Origin of the sequence: Microvirga zambiensis WSM3693, assembly GCF_016735695.1 — a bacterium.
GTDB classification, from domain to species: Bacteria; Pseudomonadota; Alphaproteobacteria; order Rhizobiales; family Beijerinckiaceae; genus Microvirga; species Microvirga zambiensis.
This window is the reverse complement of record NZ_JAERQD010000020.1, coordinates 23,207-37,391: the sequence shown is the minus strand read 5'-3', so window position 1 is coordinate 37,391 and position 14,185 is coordinate 23,207. Positions and strand designations below refer to the sequence as shown.

The 14,185-nt window shown below is 63.0% G+C and carries 10 protein-coding genes; 6 read left to right on the top strand and 4 right to left on the bottom strand.

The window, feature by feature from the left end; genetic code table 11:
* Nucleotides 1-66 precede the first annotated feature (66 nt).
* Entirely contained in the window at nt 67-2,106 is a 2,040-nt protein-coding gene (locus tag JKL46_RS16420) for a tetratricopeptide repeat protein (RefSeq protein ID WP_201834743.1), read from the bottom strand.
* A 228-nt stretch (nt 2,107-2,334) separates the two neighbouring features.
* Complete coding sequence (dctP, locus tag JKL46_RS16415) at nt 2,335-3,393, bottom strand: TRAP transporter substrate-binding protein DctP (protein ID WP_201834741.1); 1,059 nt, start codon at nt 3,391-3,393, stop codon at nt 2,335-2,337.
* A 167-nt stretch (nt 3,394-3,560) separates the two neighbouring features.
* Here dctP and JKL46_RS16410 point away from each other — a divergent pair, with 167 nt between their 5' ends.
* Nucleotides 3,561-4,217, top strand: a complete 657-nt coding sequence (locus tag JKL46_RS16410; RefSeq protein ID WP_201834739.1) for a TetR/AcrR family transcriptional regulator — start codon at nt 3,561-3,563, stop codon at nt 4,215-4,217.
* Between the two features lie 195 nt (nt 4,218-4,412).
* Here JKL46_RS16410 and JKL46_RS16405 read toward each other — a convergent pair whose 3' ends face one another.
* Complete coding sequence (locus tag JKL46_RS16405) at nt 4,413-5,432, bottom strand: patatin-like phospholipase family protein (protein WP_201834737.1); 1,020 nt, start codon at nt 5,430-5,432, stop codon at nt 4,413-4,415.
* 398 nt (nt 5,433-5,830) lie between these two features.
* Here JKL46_RS16405 and JKL46_RS16400 point away from each other — a divergent pair, with 398 nt between their 5' ends.
* On the top strand, nt 5,831-6,580 hold the full coding sequence (locus tag JKL46_RS16400; protein ID WP_201834735.1) for a DUF1194 domain-containing protein: 750 nt from the start codon (nt 5,831-5,833) through the stop codon (nt 6,578-6,580).
* Nucleotides 6,581-6,600: 20 nt separating this feature from the next.
* Here JKL46_RS16400 and JKL46_RS16395 read toward each other — a convergent pair whose 3' ends face one another.
* Nucleotides 6,601-7,677 (bottom strand): calcium:cation antiporter, encoded by a 1,077-nt coding sequence (locus JKL46_RS16395; RefSeq protein WP_201834733.1) that lies wholly within the window; start codon nt 7,675-7,677, stop codon nt 6,601-6,603.
* Nucleotides 7,678-7,997: 320 nt separating this feature from the next.
* Here JKL46_RS16395 and JKL46_RS16390 point away from each other — a divergent pair, with 320 nt between their 5' ends.
* From JKL46_RS16390 to JKL46_RS16375, 4 genes are all read left to right on the top strand, one after another.
* Nucleotides 7,998-10,418 (top strand): PAS domain S-box protein, encoded by a 2,421-nt coding sequence (locus JKL46_RS16390; protein ID WP_246529351.1) that lies wholly within the window; start codon nt 7,998-8,000, stop codon nt 10,416-10,418.
* A 214-nt stretch (nt 10,419-10,632) separates the two neighbouring features.
* On the top strand, nt 10,633-12,426 hold the full coding sequence (locus JKL46_RS16385; protein WP_246529350.1) for an adenylate/guanylate cyclase domain-containing protein: 1,794 nt from the start codon (nt 10,633-10,635) through the stop codon (nt 12,424-12,426).
* A gap of 180 nt (nt 12,427-12,606) precedes the next feature.
* Complete coding sequence (locus JKL46_RS16380; protein ID WP_201834731.1) at nt 12,607-13,095, top strand: GNAT family N-acetyltransferase; 489 nt, start codon at nt 12,607-12,609, stop codon at nt 13,093-13,095.
* A 656-nt stretch (nt 13,096-13,751) separates the two neighbouring features.
* Nucleotides 13,752-14,147 (top strand): hypothetical protein, encoded by a 396-nt coding sequence (locus JKL46_RS16375; RefSeq protein ID WP_201834729.1) that lies wholly within the window; start codon nt 13,752-13,754, stop codon nt 14,145-14,147.
* Nucleotides 14,148-14,185: the final 38 nt, after the last annotated feature.

Sequence of the window (14,185 nt, the reverse complement as noted above, 5' to 3'; positions counted from 1 at the left end):
GGTCCGATGCTTTCTTCTTGCATGAGAGCATCGGTCAAGACGGGCCCTCTGGGTCCGTCCGATGCTCTAGTGAACCGAGCCCGAAGAAGGCTGCGAGAGCCCGAGCCGGCTGACTGTCTCGTCATCCGCCTGCTCGGAGACAGGTATCCCTTGATCACGCTGGAATGACGCCAAGGCCTTTCGGGTCTGTTTCCCGATGTCTCCATCGATGATGCCAAGGTAGTATCCGCGCACCGCCAACCGGATTTGAAGCTGCATCGCTTTCACGACCCCTTCGGACTTGCCTTCCATCAGGTGTGGCGACAGGCGCAGGAAGGTATCCATGGCCTCCCGGGCCTCAGCCGGGCGTTTGGCTCGCGCATAGGCCGTGGACAGCAGGGTCCATTGATAGGCCGGGGCCGCCGGATTAATGGCGATCGCCCGCTTGAAGTTCGCAATCGCGTCCTCCGCTTGGCCGAGATCCGACTGGGCGCGTCCGAGATATTGCAGCCACGTCCACATCTCAGGATCGCGCGGACTGAGCAGCATGGCCTGCTCAAGAAGTTTGAGACTGCGCTCCGGATGACCGGCCAGTCGGACCATGGCAGCCAGAAAGCCGTAAGCCGACGCGTAGTTGCGGTCGAGCGCCAGGCTCGTCTCGCAGGAATCGATTGCATCCTGCAGCTGGCTCCGGCCGAAGAGTACGCGGGCCTTGATGTAGGCGGCGATGGCATTCTGCGGCGCGACCGCGAGAGCTCGGGTCAGAGCAGCATCGGCCCGCTCCAGATCCCCGTCGTGATCGTCACTCCACGTCAGGAACACCATATCCGCATAGGTCATCGCCAGGCCGAGCAGGCCTGGACCATATTGCGGGTTCTTGTCCAGCGCGTCCTCGAACAGCTGCCGTGCGTCGAGCATCCGCTGGCGATCGGCAGGCTGGCGAAGAAGCCACCAGCCGCGCATCGTCAGATCGACCGTGTCGGGATTGTTCGGATGAGCAAGCTGCGCCTTATGCGCCTCGCTGGCCACGAGTTGCAGACTGAGCGAGTTGACGATCCGACCCGTCACCTCGTCCTGAAAGGCTGCGATGTCGCGAACATCGTGGTCGAACCGATCGCTCCACAATTGTCCGCCGGTGCTGCCGTCGATCAGCCGGGCATTGACGCGAACCTGATCGCCGGTGCGTCGGGCACTGCCTTCGAGGAGGTAGCGGACTCCTAAGATACGGGCGATGGTTTTCTCATCGTTTAGTGTTCCCTTGAAGGTGAAGGCCGTGTTGCGCGAGATGACGAAGCTTCCCGAAATCCGCGACAGATCTGTCGTGATGTCGTCGGTCAGGCCATCAGCAAAGTAATCCTGGTCGGGGTCATTGCTGAGGTTGCGGAAGGGCAGGACAACGATCGAGAGCCGCGGGGCTTCCTTCTCGCCATCAGCCTTCGCGGCCTGTGGCGTCGGTGCTGCGACCGCGGTCCGATCCCGGTCGCGTTGAACCAGATCATTCCCGGTCAGGAGCCAGACGGCGATGCCGAGAAAGACCGCGAGCCCGGCGGTGGCCAAGCCGACAACCAGCTTCGCCTTGCGGGTTCCGGGCTTGGCCACAGCGGGCGCGGCACCTTCGAAGCGGACTCGGTAGCATGGGATGGGGCGGGCGATGTTCCGAACGCTCTGCTCGCCCAGATACTCGAACCCCACCGGTAAACGATCGCGAACCTGATCGCGCACGGAGCGCGACACGCAGATTCCACCAACATCGGCGAGGGTTTGCAGTCGCGCGGCAATATTGACGCCGTCACCCAGGACATCACCATCCTCGGCGATCACATCGCCCAGGTTGACGCCAATCCGGAACCGGATGCGTCGATCCTCCGGGATCGGGGCTTCGCGTGCAGTCATTCCGACCTGGATCTCGGCAGCGCACCGCACGGCCTCGACGGGGCTGCCGAACTCAGCCAGCCACCCGTCGCCCATGGTCTTGACGATCCGCCCCGCGCGCTCGGAGATCTTTGGATCAATCAGATCGCTCTGATGCGTCCGCAGCCGCGCGATCGTTCCTTCCTCGTCCAGCCCGATCAGGCGCGAGTACCCTGCCACGTCGGCATAAACGATGGTGACCAGCTTGCGCTCCATCGAGCGCTCCCTGACCGGCCCAACCGGCCAGGCGAAGTCTACTCTCAAGCCCTTGCCGGGGAAAGAAGCTCGCCGAGATCGGGACTGCGATCCTATTATGATTCCGGCCGCGAGACCCCGTCTGCCCCGGTGGAGCCCTTATAAGAAACAGCAGGCTCCCGCCCAGCTGGCGCGCACGGCGCAGCGACGATGATTGATAAACTATCGCAGATTTCGCCCCAGGCGCGCTCACCCCATGACAGCGTTCATGATCGATGTGACCTTCGCAAGGGCGGCGCCTGCATCTTCGACTCCTTTGCTTTTCTGGTCGTCCGCCCAGGCAGACTGCACCTCCCGGTACTTGGTGGCGGTTTCGAACTGCGCCACTTCCTCCGTGCGGAGCACCCGCACGCTCGCGCCGGCTTTCGTCAGATCCTCCAGCTGCGTGTCGAAGCTTTTTTCCATCACCGCGCCCAGGGTCTCGTAGGATTTTTGGGCGGCGCGGCGGATCGCGTCCTTGTCTTCCTGCGCAAGGCTGTTCCAGACGTTCCTGTTCATCGTCAGGATATAGACATGGCCCAGCCATAGATCCTTCGAGACAAGAACATGAGGGGCGCTCTCGTGGACTTTCAGCAGGTATCCGCTGTCGACGTTCACCATCAGGCCGTCCAGCGTCTTCGCCTTCAAGGCAGCGGGGATTTCCGGCCCCCAATGCATGGTCACGGGAGTGGCGCCGGCATTCTTGAGAAAATCAAGGTGCCAGAAACTGGCGGACCGCCATCTGCCGCCCTTCAACTCATCGAGGCTCGCCATCGGCGCGTTGCGGAAAAACGCCACCGGGTACCCGGTGCCGAAAAAGATCTGAACGATGTTGTTCTTCTCCAACTCCGCCGGAAAAGCCGGCACCTCCGCATAGACGCGGTTGAAGAAGTCGATCTGCCGGCCGCCGACCGGGCCCCTGATGAAACTTTTGAAGATCTGGTGCAGCGGCAGTTCCTTGGCCGTGTATTCCGGCACGACGGTGCCGATGTCCGTGGTGCCCTTGGCGACGGCGCCCAGGGCGTCATAGGCGGCGGCGATTTCTCCGTTCCAATGATCCTCGATCTTGAGGCGACCATTCGATTCCCTCTCGATCGCCGGAAACACGACGTCCTTGAGGAACCGGGTCCGCATCCCACCGAGCGGTTCATGGTCGCTGAATTTGAGGATGCGCGGAGACGGCGCCGTCGCTTGCGCAACCGCATGCGACATGGACGACGCGGCCGCGGCAGCGCCGATCGTAGAACCCAGAAACAGTCTGCGGGTCAAACCATGTCCACCTGATCTGGTGCTGTCTTCGATCATCCGAATATCCTTTTTCCAACCTTCGCATTTTTGAAACATCCGAAGGCGATGGTCTGGCTGTCGACACGCGCTTGACCGGCGCGTCTTGTCATACCTATACCTGAACAATCCTTCAGTTAGGTATTCGCATCTTGGAAAACGCCAATCCGACGGTTCCGCAGCGTCTGAAGCCAAGGAAAACGCCGATCCAGGCGCGGTCGGGAGTGACCGTCGAGGCCATTCACGAGGCAGCGATTCAGGTTTTGCTCGCCGATGGCCTGGCGCGGCTGACGACCACCCGGGTGGCCGAACGGGCCGGTGTCTCGGTCGGCACGCTCTACCAGTACTTTCCGAACAAGGAAGCTTTGCTTTTCGCGATCCTGCAGCGTCATTTCGAGGAGATGGCGGAGTCCCTCGAGCGCGTCAGCCTCCACGGCCGCAAGCGGCCGCTCTCCGATCTGGCCGACAGCCTTGCCGATGCCTATGTTGCCGTGAAGATCGCGCGTCCCGAGGCGACGACCGCTCTCTACCGGGTCGCAGGAGCGATCGATCAGTTCAGGTTGTCCACCGGCGTGTACAAAAGGCTGCAAGACGCTGTCGTTCGCGCGCTGGCAAACGCTTCCGACGCATCCTTCAACGATGTCGAAAGGGTCGCTTTCACGCTTCTTTCCGCATTGGCCGGAGTGTCGCGCGGAACTTTTGGGAAGCTCGTTTCGGGATCGGAGGTCCTGGACAGGCTGCGGGACGAGACTCGCCTCCTGTCGAGGGCCTACCTCAAGGCGGCGGCGGACGCGCGCCCGTCCGTTTGAGCGACGGTGGACGTCACGAGGGGAGTGGGGCCGCTCCGGGTCAAACTTTTACATTCTGATTGCCCGACCTATGTCTGCTCTTTGGTGCGAAGGTAGACAAAGCGCTCACGTCTCAGGCGTGCCACGAGCGGGCCTCTATTCTCTCGCCAATGGGCGTACGGACCCGACAGACAGCCATCTCCGATCGGCCGAAGGTCAGCACTCCGCCAGCAGGACATCCAGATCTGCCGTCGAATGCTCGCCGAGGTCGTCGGCGCAGTCGTCCAGGAATTCATCTGCCGCCCGGCGTCCCTCCGTGCGCAGCATCGACACGAAGTCCCATTCGCCATTGAGCTTCGATGATGCTCCGAATTGAGCCAACATGTCGCTCCGGATCCGGTGCGTCCGCATCTGGGCCCAGCGAGCTCCCTCTCCTGTCCCGGGATCGGCGACCTGGCGCAGGAGAGCAATCATGCGGAGCTCCTTCATCAAGGGAGAGTTGAATGAAATCTCGTTGAGGCGGTTGAGGATGTCGGTGGCCGTACGCGGCATCTCCGTCCGCTCGGGCGGATTGATCTGCACGAGGATGGTGTCGTGCGCGTCGCTCTCGCGGACCAGCGGCGTAATCGTGGGATTGCCCGCAAAGCCGCCGTCCCAATATGGCTCGCCGTCAATCTCGATGGCGGCGAACATCGTCGGGAGGCAGGCGGACGCAAGAAGCACGTCGGGCGTGATCTCGCCGTTCCGGAATATGCGTCCGCGCCCGGTTCGAACGCTTGTCGCCGTGATGAACAGCCGGATCGGGGAGCGGCTCAGGCGCTCGAAATCGATGCTCTCGGCCAGAATTCGGCGCAGCGGATTGAAGCCCGACGGATTGAGGTCATAAGGGGAGAGAAGCCGTGATGCCAGGTCCATCGCGACATAGACCGGGGACGTGTCGAGCGTCCAGCGGCCCATGAGCCGGTCCAATGGCGAACGCTGCAAGGGGCTGAAGGCAGCAGCGCGCGACACCCGCTGCCAGTATCGGTCGAGGGCATTGCGGGCTCCTTCGGCGCCGCCCTCGAGCCAGCCATCCGCCAGCACCGCGGCGTTCATCGCGCCAGCCGATGTGCCTGAAATGGCGGCGATGTGAAGCCAGGGCTCCTCGAGAAGCCGGTCCAGAACTCCCCACGTGAACGCGCCGTGGGATCCCCCGCCCTGGAGGGCCAGATCGATCAGGACCGGACTTCGTTCCATTGTGTGCCTCCGCCGAGCCTGAAAATTCGAGGAACATCCACTCACGCGTCGAACCGGCAGGCCGGAACAGGTCGGATCACCCCGGATACCTGTGCCGCGGCATGTCGAAACCAGCCTCGTTTGTGCTGCTCGGGCGCCATCATGAGGGCGGCGGCTGTCGGAAGTTGGGCAGGCATCCAGGTGCCGCTATTTCTCCCGCGGCCGACTTTCATCAATCATCGCGATTGCCGTTCGGGGGGGTCGCGTCCGACAACGCCAACGCGGATTCATGCATGGCCGGTCGGTAGTGACTCAGTTTCCGCCTCGTACCGGGCCGGTCAGCTTTGCGGCAGCGTCCGCCGGGCGTATGATCGCCGTTCAGCCGGCGGATCGCCTTACCTCTCTCCTCGGAGGCGGCTATGAACAGGCTTGGAACGCTCGGTGTCGTGGCGTTGGCGTACGTTCTGCTGGCGGGAGGTCCGGCAACCTCGATCGAGACCGAGACCGACATCAACGTCGTGACGGGAATTGATTTCTCCCATTCCGTCGGCCTGGACGAACATTTGATCGTGCAGGAGGGGCTCGCCGAGGCCCTCCTTTCGCCCGAGGTCATCCGTGCCATTCAGCATGGCCAGCATGGCCGGATCGGCTTCGCCCTGTTCGGCTGGCATACCAAGACCCTGCCCATGCTGCCGTGGATGCTGATCGGCTCGGCGGACGATGCCAGGGTTGCCGTGCAACGGATCAGGGCAGCATTCTCCGAACAGATAGCCACCGAAACGACCCTGCGCCGGGTGGAGAAGCGCTTCGGCAGGCCCACCGATCTCTCCCGTGCCTTGTCGTCCGCGTCGGACATGCTCAAGGCTGCGCCCTTCCGGTCCACACGCTCCGTCATCAACATCGTCGGGAATGGTCCCGACAATGTGGGTGCCGACGCACAAGGAGTGCGGGATGCGACGCTCGCTCTCGGCTTCACGATCAACGGGGTCGTGCTGGGGCAGAATCCCGACGTGATCGAGTATTTTCAGCAGAAGGTCGCAGGCGGTCCCGGCTCCTTTGTCGAACACGTACCCTCGAGCGAGCTGATGGCCAGAGTCCTCACTCGAAAGTTCATCAACGACATCGTCATCGGGTTCGCCGATGGCGCCGCACCGAAGCCCGACCACTGATTGCAGCACCTCGCAAGGCCTTACGGCACCACGGCGAAGAACAGGAACGCCGCGAAGATGACAAGGTGGACGATGCCCTGAAGAACGGTGGTCCGGCCGGTGCCGAGCGTGATCACGCCGATGAGAAGAGTCAGGGCAAGCAGGAGCCGGCCCTTGTCGTCCAGCCCGAGTTCCAGGGGTTGGCCGAGGGTGATCGAGACGGCGACGACCGCAGGAATCGTCAGGCCGATGGCCGCCAGGGCCGATCCGAGCGCCAGGTTGAGGCTGGTCTGCAACCGGTTGGCCTGAGCCGCCTTGAGCGCCGCCAGGCATTCGGGCAGCAGCACCACGGCCGCGATGATGATCCCGATCACGGCCTTGGGCAGGCCGAGCCAAACCAGCCCCACCTCCAATGTAGGCGTCAGGGCTTTGGCGAGCGCCACGACGGCGACGAGGGAAACGAGCAGCAGCGCGGCGCTGGCCATGGCCGTCCTGTCGGAGGGCGGCGGCGCGTGCACGTCCTCGCCGCCCACGTCCGGGAGGAAGTAGTCGCGGTGCCGCACGGTCTGGATGAACACGAACGCGCCGTAGAGGACCAGCGAGACGATCCCGGCGAAGACGAGCTGAGACGTGCTGAAATACGGACCGGGTGCGCTCGACGCGACGTTCGGGACGACCAGCGTGAGGGTGGTGAGCGCCGCCAGAACCGCCAGCGCGGCGCTGGCCCCGTGGATCTGGAATCCCTGCTCGTGATGGCGCGCGCCGCCCCAGAGCAGGCAGAGGCCGACGATGCCGTTCATCACAATCATGACGCCGGCAAAGACCGTGTCCCGGGCCAGCCCGGCCTTCTCCCCGGGCGCCGCGATCATGACGGAGACGATGAGGGCCACCTCGATCACGGTCACGGCAATCGCCAGGACCAGCGTGCCGAACGGCTCGCCCGTGCGGTGGGCGACGACCTCGGCGTGGTACACCGCCGCAAACACGGTGGCGATGAGGACGATTCCTGCCACCGCAGCGATCGGGCCACCCAGACCCACGAAGAGCAGCGCCAGGAGGAGACCCCAGGCCACCACGGGCCATGTCCACGCCCACCAAGGCATTCGTTCCACAGCCATGACGAAACCAGTGCCGCCTTTCCTGCCGTTGGGACAAGTTTATGCAGGATAAGTTTATAACGGTAGCGGCTGTCGGAAGTGAGGCAAGGATCCCGATGCCCTCAGTACCCCCATCATTCCGCCGCCAATGATGGACCTGCCGCCTGCTCCGAACCTTTCTTTCGGGTCAGGAGCCGAGATGCCCTGCCTTTTGGAACGTCCAGTTCGATGCGGATCGCCGCCTTCGCGCTCCGGTCGCACGCGTGCCCCGACCGGACCTGCGCTTCTTTGCCTGGGCTCGAGGACTGGCCAGGAGGCCTGTCCTAAACTAGATACGCCGCATGCCGCACGACGCTGTTACATCGGACCTGACCTTCCTCGTGGGTGGAGGGGAGATGGGTGCCAGGATCCGCGCTTTCGACTGGTCCAAGACCTCCCTCGGTCCCATCCAGACCTGGCCGCAGAGCCTGCGGACCATGGTCGGCATGGTGATCAACTCGAAGTTCCCCTCCTATCTCCTCTGGGGGCCTGATCTGATCGGCATCTATAACGACGCCTATCGCCCCCTGGCCGGAGGCAAGCCTGAGCTTCTCGGCGTGCCCTTTCGCGAGGCCTGGTCCGAGGTCTGGGAGGACATCACCCCGATCGTCGAGAAGGCGCTCGCCGGCGAGGCAAGCTACTTTGAGAACCTGCTTCTGCCGGTCAACCGGTACGGAGAGCCCGAGGAGGCCTACTTCACCTTCTGCTACAGCCCTGTCCGGGACGAGAGCGGGCGCGTGGCCGGCCTGCTCGATACCGTCACGGAGACGACCCGGCACGTTCGGACCGAGCGCGCCCTGCGCGAGAGCGAGGATCGCTTCCGCAACATGGCCGACCATGCGCCCGTCATGATGTGGATCACGAATGCCGAGGGGCGGTGCACCTATCTCAATCGCTCCTGGTACGAGTTCACGGGACAGGTTGAGGCCGAGGCCTTGGGGCTCGGATGGCTGCAAGCGATCCATCCGGACGATCAGGTCAGGTCCGAGGACACCTTCCTTAAGGCGAATGCTCGGAAGGAGGCGTTCCGGCTCGAATACAGGATCCGACGGGCGGATGGCACCTATCGCTGGGCCATCGACGCGGCCAGTCCCCGGTTCGGCGCGGATGGGGCGTTCCTGGGCTATGTCGGATCCGTCACCGACATCACGGACCAGAAGCAGGCGCAGCAGGACCTTCTCTCGCAGAAGCAATCGCTCGAGAGCGAGGTGGTGCGGCGCACGGCGGAACGCAACCGCCTTTGGGAGACGACCAACGACCTCATGGGAACCGCCGGTTTCGACGGCTTCATGAAGGCGATCAATCCGGCCTGGACGCGCATGCTCGGCTGGAGCGACGAGGAAATCTTGAGCCGGCCTTTCGCAGAGTTCGTCGACCCGGCGGACCATGCCGAGACGGCCGACGTCGTCCGGCGCCTGAGGGCGCGGGAGACGGTCACGGGCTTCGTCGACCACGTCCTGACGAGGGACGGCGGCCAGAGGACCATCATGTGGACGGCCGTGCCCGATCCCGGCACGGACCTGTTCCACATCGTCGGCCGCGACCTTACCGACCAGGCCCAGCTTGAAGAGCAATTGCGCCAATCCCAGAAGATGGAGGCCGTTGGCCAGCTCACCGGCGGGCTGGCCCATGACTTCAACAATCTTCTGGCCGGGATCTCCGGCTCGCTCGAGCTGATGGACTCCCGCCTGACGCAGGGCCGGATCAAGGATGTGGAACGCTACATGACGGCGGCCCAGGGAGCCGTGCGACGTGCCGCGGCCCTGACCCATCGTCTCCTGGCCTTCTCGCGCCGTCAGACCCTTGACCCGAGGGTCACCGACGTGAACCAGCTCGTCGGCGGGATGGCGGAGCTGATTCAGCGCACGGTAGGGCCGTCCATTCCCATCGAGATCGTCGGGGCAGCCGGAGCCTGGCCCGCTCTCGTCGATCCGCCGCAACTTGAGAATGCCCTGCTGAACCTCTGCATCAATGCGCGGGATGCCATGCCCGATGGCGGCCGGATCACGATCGAAACCGCCAACAGGTGGATGGACGACCGGTCGGCCCAAGCCCATGACATGCCTCCAGGGCAGTATCTGTCCTTGTGCGTGACAGATACCGGGACTGGCATGACGCCCGACGTGAAGGCCAAGGCTTTCGAGCCCTTCTACACCACCAAGCCCATCGGCGAAGGAACGGGTCTCGGCCTGTCGATGATCTACGGCTTTGCGCGGCAATCAGGGGGGCAGGTTCGCATCTATTCCGAGGTCGGACAGGGAACCACGGTTTGCATCTACCTGCCGCGTTTCGTCGGCGATGCCGACGTGAGCGATCCGCTGGCCGCGCTGAGCGCCGCTCCACGGGCCCAGCATGGCGAGACGGTCCTGGTGGTGGATGACGAGCCGACGATCCGAATGCTGGTAACGGAAGTGCTCGAGGATCTGGGTTATACCGCGATCGAGGCCGCCGACAGCGTCGCCGGCCTGAAGGTCCTGCAGTCTGATGTCCGCATCGACCTTCTCGTCACCGACGTGGGATTGCCGGGCGGGATGAACGGGCGCCAGATGGCGGAAGCCGGACTGGTGAAGCGGCCGAACCTCAAGGTTCTGTTCATCACCGGTTACGCAGAGAACGCCATCCTGAACCAGGGTCATCTCATGCCGGGCATGGCGGTGATGACAAAGCCGTTCGCTGTCGAGGCCTTGGGGGCTCGCATTCGGGAGATGTTGGCGGCACGGTAGAATTTCGTCCAGGGTTCTCGGCAGGATTGAGGCTGGTACGCGCTCGCAGGGCAGGGTGCCCTCGGGCTATCGCCCCAGGTGGGGGTGGGCGGCCGCGCGCACCATGGTCGATACTGTTCCGCTCACACCGGGTGCCACCGTCAGTGCTTGAAGTCAGCGCTGCCGACGCCGTCGGTAATGACTGGACACCTGACCCGGCCGGCAGCAGAATTCCTTGCGGAACGGCACCGAGGCTCCCATGGGCCGACAGGAGCACAAGGTCGAGCGGCGGCTGGCAGCCATCTTCGCGGCTGACGTGGCAGGATACTCGCGCCTCATGGAGCAGGACGAGGTCAGGACGCTCCATACGCTGACTTCCCATCGCGAGATCATGGATCGACGGATTGCTGAACATGGCGGAAGAATTGCCAATACGGCAGGCGACAGTGTTTTGGCCGAGTTCCCGAGTGCGGTGGAGGCGGTTCAGTGTGCCATCGATATCCAGAGAGCCCTGGCACTGGCGAGCCAGAATACTCCCGAGGAGCGCCGCGTCCGGTTCCGGATCGGCGTGCATATTGGCGACGTGATGGTCCGGGACGGCGACCTGTTGGGCGACGGCGTCAACATCGCCGCCCGACTGGAAAGCATCGCTGATCCAGGTGGCGTCTGCCTCTCGGAAATTGCCTATGGATATGTGCGAAGGGTGATGCCTCTTGCCTTTGCCGATCTTGGGCCACAGAAGGTGAAGAACATTGAAGAGACGATACGAGCTTACGCATTGAAGACAGCTTCCCCCGCTCGCGTTGGAAAGAATCAGGCAAAGCAACTTCTCCTTCCCGACAAGCCCTCCATCGCCGTTCTGCCGTTCATCAGCATGAGCGGTGATCCCGAGCAGGACTATCTTGCTGACAGCATGGCCGAGGAGGTCATTGCAGCACTCTCGCGCTTTCGTTCGCTATTCGTCATCGCACGCAACTCGACCTTCGCCTACAAGGGCAGTGCGGTTGATGTGCGCCAAGTCAGCCGCGAGCTTGGGGTGCGCTATGTCCTGGAGGGCAGTGTCCGGAAAGGAGGCGATCGCCTGCGCATCATCGCCCAGCTGATCGATGCCACGAATGCCAGCCACATCTGGTCCGATCGGTACGACGGTGAGCTTGCCGACATCTTTGATTTTCAGGACCGTGTCACGGAAGCGATTATCGGAACGCTCGAGCCAACTATAACCTTGAGCGAGATCGAGCGGGCCAAGCGGAAGCGGCCCGACAGCCTTGATGCCTATGATTGTGTGATGCGCGCGCTGCCCGCCGTCTGGTCGCAGGATGCGGAAACCACGACAGAGGGACTTCGACTGACGGAGCAGGCAATCGCACTTGACCCGACCTATGCTCTTCCGAAGGCGCTTGCCGCATGGTGCCATGCGCAGCGCGTGAGCTACATGCGGTCCCTCTGCCCAGCCAAGGACCGGATCAAAGCAATCGAGCTTGCGCAGGAGGCGGCTTCTCTCGACAGCAATGATCCTTTGGTTTTGACCGTGCTGAGCGCCGCATTCGCCCTGGTAAGGAAGTTCGATCTCGGACTTGTGGCCATCGAAAAAGCTCTCGCTCTGGACCCGAACTCGGCCTGGGCTTGGCTTCGCAGTGGTTGGGCGAACCAATATGCCGGTAATCCCGACAGAGCCATTGAGCATTTCCAGCGATCCATGCGCCTCAGTCCGCTCGATCCGATGCACTTCAATGCCCTGTTCGGAATCGGAGATGCGCATTTTGCCAGAGGTCAGTACGATGAGGCAGCACATTGGATCGAGCAAGCTCTATGCGAGAAGCCGAGTGCCACATGGGTCTATAGGCTTCTCACGAGCGCATACGCCAATGCCGGGCGCCTGGAGGAAGCCAGACAGGCTGCGGCCAGACTTCTCGAGGCTTTTCCAGGCATGACCGTTTCACGGGCTGTCGATGCAGCCCCAGGTAACCCGATGTTTCTGTCTCGGCTTGCTCACGGATTACGGGAAGCGGGCCTCCCTGAGCAATGACGTTTATGATGCGGGGGATTTGAGTGCCGAAGCGGACCAAACGCTTACGTCGCAGGAGTGCAGAACGAGACGTTTCGGTTTGTCGCTCACATTCCGCGGCAACTCCGAAACGAAATGCTTTCGAAGCCCTCACCGCGTCCAGATTGGACGATAGAAAGTGGATTGGTCGGAGGTGGACGCATGTTGAAGCCGTTCACGACGGAACGCCTGGCAATCCGTCAGTTGCAGATCCAGGACGCTCCCGAGCTGGCCGGGATCAGCGATGTCCCGACTGTCAGCCAATGGATGGCCTTCATGGAGGGTGGTTTCCCGCTCGAGAAGGCGGAGGCTCTTATCGGCAGCCAGAACGACACAAAGGAATACTTCTTCGCGGTGCGGCTGCCCGATGAAACGCTGATCGGGGCCATGGGGGTGATCGATCACGCGGACGGGAGCATCGAGGTCGGCTACTGGCTCGGAGTCGATTACCAAGGCAAGGGCTATGCGTCCGAAGCACTTCTGGGGACGCTGGCGCAGATTGGCGCTGATCCTACGCTGGCGCCTCGTCCAATCTTTGCCGAATGCCGACCCGACAATGCCGCCTCCATCCGGCTGCTGACCAGGACCGGCTTCCACGCCACAGGGCGCCCAGGTCCGCGGCCCAACCGGATCGAGTTCAGGCTCGGATGAAGACTCTCGCGTGAGGGTGACCTCTCAATCAGCGCTTTGAACAGCGGAAGCATCCCGGCGTCTCGAAAGCTCCTGAACAAGTTTGCTCAGGACGGGCGGCGGAGGCCGCCGGAGCGGGTCAAGATACAATTCGCGCAGCCCGCGACCGATCCGCTTCCGTGCTTCCATCTGGATGTCGCGCCAGAGTCCGTCATCGCGCCAGGCGTGAGGAATGGTGATCAGGGAACCTTCCGGCCAATCGTCAGCGTCGTGACCCATCGGTGATCGCTCTCCAATCTCCTCGCAGGAGGTGGCAAATCAACCGCGGCGGCCCGCCTGCGTTCCCTGCGATCGGGCAGGCACCGCAAAATCAAGTTTATTTTTCGTAAACATCACAAGACCAGGAACAGGAAAAGCTTGGCCACGTTGCTCTCCTCGCCGGCAGGAGATGCACAATGGTTGGGATCGGAACAAGGCGTGTCAGAGTCAAAGCCCTCGCGGGCTTCCTGACGGTGTCCATAGTCTTGCCTCTTGCAATCGGCGCCGTCCCTGCGCGGGCACAAGGCTTGTTTGATTTCCTGCGAGGTTTTTCCCAGCCTGTGCCGGCGGCTCCAGTGCCGCAGCCCGTGGACGCTCAGTCGAACTCCTTTGACGATCAGCCCCGGCGAAGAGGCCCTGTGCAACCGAAGCCAGCCGCGGTCGAGGTCCTGCAGGTCAAGACGCCGGTCGAAGCGCGGCATCCCGGCGAGATGGACAACCCATTTCCCACCCTTCTCGCGGACAGCACCCTGCGGCCGGGCGACATGGTCATGTTCCCCGATGGCCTGCGGGTGTTCACCGGCCGGGTCGGATCCCGGCACAAGGTTTCGGACTTCACGCCTCTTGCCCAAGCTGGGAAGGCGGTGTCGCGCGAAACCCGAAAGCTCGTGTCCGGACTCCGTCCCGGAGAGAACGTGGCATGGAGCGCAGATGCCGTCGGGTCGCGCGGCAAGCTGGCAGACCTCACGAAGGACATCGCCACGACCGGAAGCGTGAAGCGCCCAGCCGAGGGTAAGGAACTACGTAAGCGTTGACGGACGCTCTGGGCTCATCCGTCTGCAACCCGCGCCAA

Excerpts from the sequence above, each read along its gene's own strand:
- JKL46_RS16420 (WP_201834743.1), bottom strand. The coding sequence starts at position 2,106 with ATGGAGCGCAAGCTGGTCACCATCGTTTATGCCGACGTGGCAGGGTAC.
- JKL46_RS16405 (WP_201834737.1), bottom strand. The coding sequence starts at position 5,432 with ATGGAACGAAGTCCGGTCCTGATCGATCTGGCCCTCCAGGGCGGGGGA.
- JKL46_RS16400 (WP_201834735.1), top strand. The coding sequence starts at position 5,831 with ATGAACAGGCTTGGAACGCTCGGTGTCGTGGCGTTGGCGTACGTTCTG.
- JKL46_RS16395 (WP_201834733.1), bottom strand. The coding sequence starts at position 7,677 with ATGGCTGTGGAACGAATGCCTTGGTGGGCGTGGACATGGCCCGTGGTG.
- JKL46_RS16390 (WP_246529351.1), top strand. The coding sequence starts at position 7,998 with ATGCCGCACGACGCTGTTACATCGGACCTGACCTTCCTCGTGGGTGGA.
- JKL46_RS16380 (WP_201834731.1), top strand. The coding sequence starts at position 12,607 with ATGTTGAAGCCGTTCACGACGGAACGCCTGGCAATCCGTCAGTTGCAG.